Here is a 6,000-nt window from a genome sequence, read left to right as displayed (position 1 = left end):
GGGCTGCGTCGGCTCGGTCGACGCCGACAACGGCCTCGCGGACGTCAGGGTCTTCCCCGCGGGCAGCTTCGCCACCGACTGGACGCAGATCACCTTCCTGCGCTCGCCGGGCAAGCTGTAGCCACCGGCGGTGGCCCCGCACGGCGCCCGGCCCGTACAGGCCCGGCGACAGCCGGTTGGCGCCGGACCCCTCGCGCTCGCCGTGGGCGGTCGGTCGGGCGCTCTCCCGGGTGCGGCCGCACCCGGGAAAACCGGATGCGGCGGCCGGGGCGGGCTGACTACCGTCCGGGCGTGGCCCACACCTATCCCCCGCTGAACGTCGAAGTCCGCACGCCGCGCCTGACACTGGCCGGCGCCTCCGACGAACTGCTGGAACGCCTCGTGCCGCTCGTCCGCGCCGGGGTCGCCGACGCGGAGCCGTGGCCGTTCGACGACCCGATCTCGTTCTACGCCGACAACCCCGAACGCGAGTGGCGGTGGTTGCGCGGCATCTGGGCCGGCCGCGCCCGGGTGAGCCCGGATTCGTGGCGGCTCTACTTCGCCGTGCTCCTCGACGGCGAACCGGTCGGCATGCAGGACCTCATCGGCAGGAACTTCACACGGTTCGGCACGGTGTCCAGCTTTTCGTGGCTCGCCCCCGGCAGCCGCGGACAGGGGCTGGGCAAGGAGATGCGGGCGGCGATCCTGCACCTGGCCTTCGCCGGCCTGGGGGCACGGGAGGCGGGCAGCGACGCCTTCATCGACAACAAGGCGTCCAACCGCATCTCCCAGGCCCTGGGCTACGAACCGAACGGCACGGACTGGGACACCCGCCGAGGCGAGCCCGCGAGGATCCAGCAGTGGCGTCTCACGAGGGAGGCGTGGGAAGGGACCCGCCGGGACGACATCGACCTGACCGGAGTCGAGGAATGCCTGCCCGTCCTGGGCATCGGCTGACGGAGCGCGCCCGGTCGTCAGCCGACGGGACACCCCTCCCGGTCCGTACGAGTGAGCATCGACCCCAGCGGAGCCACGTCGTTGCCCTCCCGGACGGTACAGGGGAGCGGAACCTCCTTCAGCTTCCCCTCATGCAGCATCCAGAGCCCGAAGCAGTCGTCGTCCTGATCGCGGAGAAGGATCTGAACCGACTGCGGAGAGGGCCAGGGCATCTGCTCCAAGTAGGCCAGGATACCCGTCCAGTTGGGCCTCCAGAAGTCGATGGCCCACGCGTCCATGCCTGGGATGGGTTCGAAGCACTGGTGCCATTCACGACGCTCGTCGGGGCGGGTAAGCGGCTCCATCACCTCCCGGGCGCCGAAAGCGATGACGATGACTTCGCAATCTCTGCTCACGCACGCCATGTTCGTGCCCGCGTCCACCGAAGGTCAACGGCTCGCTCACCCGCCGGACGTGGTGCGGCGTGCGTGGAGCTGCGCTGCCCTTGTACGTCGGCGAGGGCGGGGAAGCCCGGTTCGTCCCCGGCGGGTTTCTCGACGCCCGGTGGCACCGTCGCCGCCCGCACCCGCACCCGATGAGGGGACCGACGGTCGCCCACTATCGCGGACTCACACGAAGCAAGGGCTCGCCAGCACGACCGCCGGTTCCACGTCCCCGAGCTTGCGAGCACCCTGGGCCCGCGCAGCGTATCCACCCGTCACGCCGCTCGAAAAGCGAGTTTCACCCGTGATCCGCGACATCACCGCGGCACCGGCACACGGCCGCCGCCGTCGGCGCAGATGACCGAGTGGGCGGGCGACAGCGCCCACGTTCCTAAGAGTCTCGTAACCCCTCAGGGAAGCGCCCGACCAAATCCACTTATTCGCGAGATGCGCGAGCACGGGCTTTCTGAGCCGGTGTTTATTTATGCCTCGTCGCATGCTCTCGCAAGAGAAGGCGAAGTGCTCATGGAGGGTGGTAAGGGCGTGACCGCTTCGCCCACGCAGCTCTTTAGGATGCTGCGCGGAGTCGGCAGGTTTCCCCAGGAGTAAGGAGAGCCAGGCGCGATTTGCGCCGTCAGCGGAGTCTCAATGACCCAGTCAAGCGCCGCTGCCCAAGTCCCGTAGAGCGGGCACGCGAAGGGTGCGGGCGCTGGCCACCGTTTTAGGGGCGAGGTGGGGCAATAGCTGCCGTTACCTGCAAATTCCCTTCCTTGGCCGGAGACTGGCCTCATGGCCGTCGCGCACCCCCAGTCCCCATGACTTCCCACTCGATCTGGCACGGCTGTGGCACGGAGCGAGTGTCTGATCCGTAGTACAGCCGGATCCGTCAGCAGCGGCCATACCAGTCGCTTCGCAGCCTTCGAGGGACGATATGGGACGGGAGCGACTGTCCTGGCTGCGGTACAGCGCTGCTCTACAGCGCCCGTTGCCGGGACGGTTTAGACTTTGAGCCTAAGCTGCGCCTATGTGGAAAGAAGCCGCCGCCGAAGTCTTGCCTGAGGTCGAGTTCCGCGCACCCATTGACGCGACTGCTCTAGCCGAGGCGGAGCGACGTCTCGGGCGAAGCTTGCCGACGCAGTTGGCTGCCCTGCTGTCGGAGACCAACGGAATCGTCGGCGAGTACGGGACTGACGTCATATGGTCCTTGGATCGGATTGTGGAGCAGAACCTGCTGTTCTGGTCCCCCGATACGTTCCCGGGCCTGTACATGCCCTTCGACCCCCTGCTGTTCTTTGGCGATAACGGCGGAGGCGACCAATTTGCCTTCGTGCTAACGCCCGAGCGTCCGGACATCTTCGTCTGGGACCACGAGGATGACAGTCGGCTGTGGGCTGCGCGCGAGCTTGAGGACTACCTGCACCGTTCCCTCGGGGGCGATGGCGACTGGTACCGGTAGCCACCCTCAGTGTGTCTAGTTTGGAAGATCACGTACGCGGGTTGCTGCAACCGACCCTTTTCTGCTCGGTCGTTCCCTCGGAGATCTGCGGGGACCTGTGGGCCGCCGGTACAGGCTCCTCATGTGTGAACGGCGTTCGCTCGGCTACCCGACAGCCGAGGGGTTGTGATCCAGCTCCCAGGTTCCGCAGGGCACCAGGGCATGCGTCTGGCATGACCTCTTCGTCCCGAGCTCCCGAGAGTAGGCAGATGGACACGGTGCCCCTGGTCCGTGCTGCCATCGCGATGATGGGCCACCAGTGGCTACATCGAGTGAGGGGCGGGGATCGATGGAGCAGTCGCAGGTCGCAGCTATACCGCCGGCGCACATCCGGTACCGATTGACGCCCCTCCAGTGCTTCCTGTCCATGCTGCCCGGCATCATCATCGTGGCCTCCCAGGTCCTGTTCTGGTTGGACGGGGGACCGCCTGGCCTCTATCTGGTCTCAGAACTGCTCGTGTGGTGTGTCGTGCCGATCGCCTCCCGGCTCTTCGGGGTCACTCTCACGCCATCCGCGGCCATCGTGCACAACCTCCGCCGCCGGACTATCCCGTGGTCGAGCGTCCAAGCCATCCAGATCGACTCTCTCTTCGGGAGCCGGACCGTCGTGATCTACGAAGCGGGCGGCCGCCGTACTCGCTTGCGGGCACCGATCACGGCGTCCCTCAACTGGGATCGGAGCTTCGAGGAGAAGTTCCACACCATCGGTAGGTGGTGGCTGGATCACCGGGGCCCGGACTGGGTTCCTGTCCCGCCACGCGTGGCATGTTGGGGTGGCCCACCGGTGTCCAACGCGAACCCGTACGCCCCTCCCGCGTAGTCAGCAACTGATCCGCACCCTGCGGGAAACACAGACTTGAAAATCTGGCCTCATCGCTCGATCGGGCACGGTTGGGGCACGGCCACCCTCTGATCCGTAGCTCTGCAGAGACCGGTCATTGGAGGTCATACAGGCTGCGGGGAGGGCTCTGAGCGCCGGTGGCGGACGCTGCTGGTTGTTGGGGTTGCTGCACTTCGTTGCGCTACAGCAACGGCTACCAGTCCCGGCCGCTCGTCCGTGATCTCAGTGCCGCTGACGCCTCGCCTCGCTGCCAGAGCGGGGACGTCGAGTCCGTGCTCCGGCAAGGTCTGTCTATGTAGAGGCACAGCTCTTCACGGGGTGACCACTGTCCCGCACCAACCCCCGTGGACAGAAAAGATATCGGGTTCCACGGGGTTCGAGCGTCGGAACCGAATGGTGGTTCAGGGTGGAAGTGTGATCGCCAGCACTCACCCAAGTCGCCGAGGGTGATTCTATAGACGATTTCAAGTCACCGTGGCGTGAAACTGCCCTCTCGACGCTGCCCGGCGGATCTTTGCATGCTCGTTCGGTGGTTTAAGCAAGGAACCCTCTGAGATTGCTCAAATATGTTGATCATTCCGTCAAGATCGATATTGTTCATCTCGCTCCACCGAACATGACGCTATGCACATGGGGGAACGTCACGTGAAGCTCAAGAATTCGGCTCATGCAGCGCTGCTGACCACAGCGCTCATAGCCGGAACTGCGGCGCCGGCCTTCGCCGCCGATGGCGGTCCCGCCGCCGATACTGTGGCCCAGGTCGTGGCCACAGTGCAGAACGCCACCGGCACCACGGACGTTGCATCCGGCAGCACCACGGGCACGGTCATGTCAACAGATCGCGGGCTCGTCACCGTGACCACCCCGGCCAGCGCCGAGGGGCGGGTGACCGTGGCGGCTTCTGACGGCTCCATGGTGACGATGTCTCTGCCCGCAGCGGTCGACGCCGCAGGTACCACCTCAGCGGCTGGCACGACCGTCTATCCCAACGCGGCCGCGCACACCGATCTCGCCACACAGGCGACAGTCGACGGCGGCGCCCGCGCTCTGGTCACCCTCAAGAACGCCGCTGCTCCTACCACTCAGCGCTTCGATCTCGGCCTGCCCGACGGCGCCACCCTGGTCGCCGATGGAGCCGGCGGTTACGATATCGCCGCTTCGGCGAACGGCGCAGGCGTTGCTATTCGCGGTCACGTAGACACCCCCTGGGCAAAGGACGCCAACGGCAACTCCGTCCCCACGAGCTACAGCCTTGACGGCAACACCCTCGTCCAGACCATCGAGACCGGCCCCGACACCGCCTACCCCGTGGTCGCCGACCCCCACTACACCTGGGGCATCATCACCGGCACCGTGTACTTCAACAAGAAGGAAACCAAGCTCCTCGCCCTCGGCGGAACTGTCGTGTCCTGGATACCGAACCCGGCCGCGGTCGTCGGGGGCCGAAGCCTCGCGGCAATCGCGGGGGTCGCGGTTGCGGCCGATAAGTGCGTCAAGATCAAGGTCAACCCCGGGCTGGCAGTCCTTTCACCGTCGGCAGCCGTGGCCGGAAGCGGCTATTACAGTGGCAAGAGCGGCGACGGATACTGCAAGTAAACAGACCGCCAGCCGATTGATCCCGAAAAGGGAGCGCGGCTGACCGTGATGGCCGGATAGGCGCATCTCGGCTTCGATTTTGAAAGGTTGCGGAATGGATGCTCTAACCGTTCTGGCGTCGGCCGCTTTCGGCTCCACCATGTATCTCACGACTTTCTCGGCTGTGAGCTGGGTGAACCACCTGGCGTCGCGCACTAAGGTCGTGGGCCTTGTGGTGATCGGCATGGTTCTGTGCGCAGTTATCGGAGTAGTCGCGTACGCGAGCCAGAGCGTCACGGTCGGATTCATCGTGGGTGCCGGCATTACGCCGCCCGTACACCGGTGGATCCTGCAACGACGCAGGCACGTCGCCAGTTCCTGACCTTTCGGCGAACCGAAGTCCGACGCTTCCTTCCGCTCCCCGAGTTCTGCCTCCGGGCGCTCCAGATGCGGCGGGCCCAGCAGACCGGGGACCGGAACGCGGCCGGGGACTGTGGCAGGACACTCGCGGGCTGATCACGACGAGGTACGGGACGCCGATCGAGCTGGGGAACCCGACCCGCATGTTCGCCCTGCGGGCTCGGCACGCCGGGCTCCGGGTGATCCCGCTCCAGAACACCCGGCACATCTACAGCTCGCTCGGTCGCGCTCGGCAAGCTCTCCGATGCCATGGGCAGCGCCAGCTGATGCCGTTGCCGGACTCAGCTGCTGTACGCCCCTAAAACGCCAGA

Annotated in this window: 4 protein-coding genes and 1 pseudogene; 4 read left to right on the top strand and 1 reads right to left on the bottom strand. The window is 66.1% G+C overall.

What is annotated here, in order from left to right; all coding sequences use genetic code 11:
• Positions 1-291 precede the first annotated feature (291 nt).
• Complete coding sequence (locus PV343_RS14675; RefSeq protein WP_319147339.1) at positions 292-936, top strand: GNAT family N-acetyltransferase; 645 nt, start codon at positions 292-294, stop codon at positions 934-936.
• A gap of 17 nt (positions 937-953) precedes the next feature.
• On the opposite strand, the gene PV343_RS14670 is transcribed toward PV343_RS14675, so the two are convergent.
• Positions 954-1,331, bottom strand: coding sequence for a hypothetical protein (locus PV343_RS14670; RefSeq protein WP_319147338.1), 378 nt, complete (start codon positions 1,329-1,331; stop codon positions 954-956).
• A gap of 1,051 nt (positions 1,332-2,382) precedes the next feature.
• Between PV343_RS14670 and PV343_RS14665 the strand changes: the two genes are divergently transcribed.
• From PV343_RS14665 to PV343_RS14655, 3 genes and pseudogenes are all read left to right on the top strand, one after another.
• The gene (locus PV343_RS14665; protein ID WP_319147337.1) at positions 2,383-2,814 is read left to right on the top strand and encodes an SMI1/KNR4 family protein; all 432 of its coding nucleotides are present in this window, start codon (positions 2,383-2,385) and stop codon (positions 2,812-2,814) included.
• 1,525 nt (positions 2,815-4,339) lie between these two features.
• Positions 4,340-5,290: a hypothetical protein gene (locus PV343_RS14660; RefSeq protein WP_319147336.1), complete on the top strand. Its 951-nt coding sequence runs from the start codon at positions 4,340-4,342 to the stop codon at positions 5,288-5,290.
• Positions 5,291-5,671: 381 nt separating this feature from the next.
• A pseudogene (locus tag PV343_RS14655) lies at positions 5,672-5,910 on the top strand (site-specific integrase); the annotation flags it as partial.
• Positions 5,911-6,000 lie beyond the last annotated feature (90 nt).

The sequence above is a fragment of the Streptomyces sp. WI03-4A genome (assembly GCF_033792105.1).
In the GTDB taxonomy this organism is placed as follows: domain Bacteria; phylum Actinomycetota; class Actinomycetes; order Streptomycetales; family Streptomycetaceae; genus Streptomyces; species Streptomyces collinus_A.
The sequence above is the reverse complement of the archived record's forward strand: the minus strand, read 5'-3'. Positions and strand labels throughout refer to the sequence as shown.

Coding starts and splice junctions, on each gene's coding strand:
- PV343_RS14665 (WP_319147337.1), top strand. CDS start 2,383: ATGTGGAAAGAAGCCGCCGCCGAAGTCTTGCCTGAGGTCGAGTTCCGC.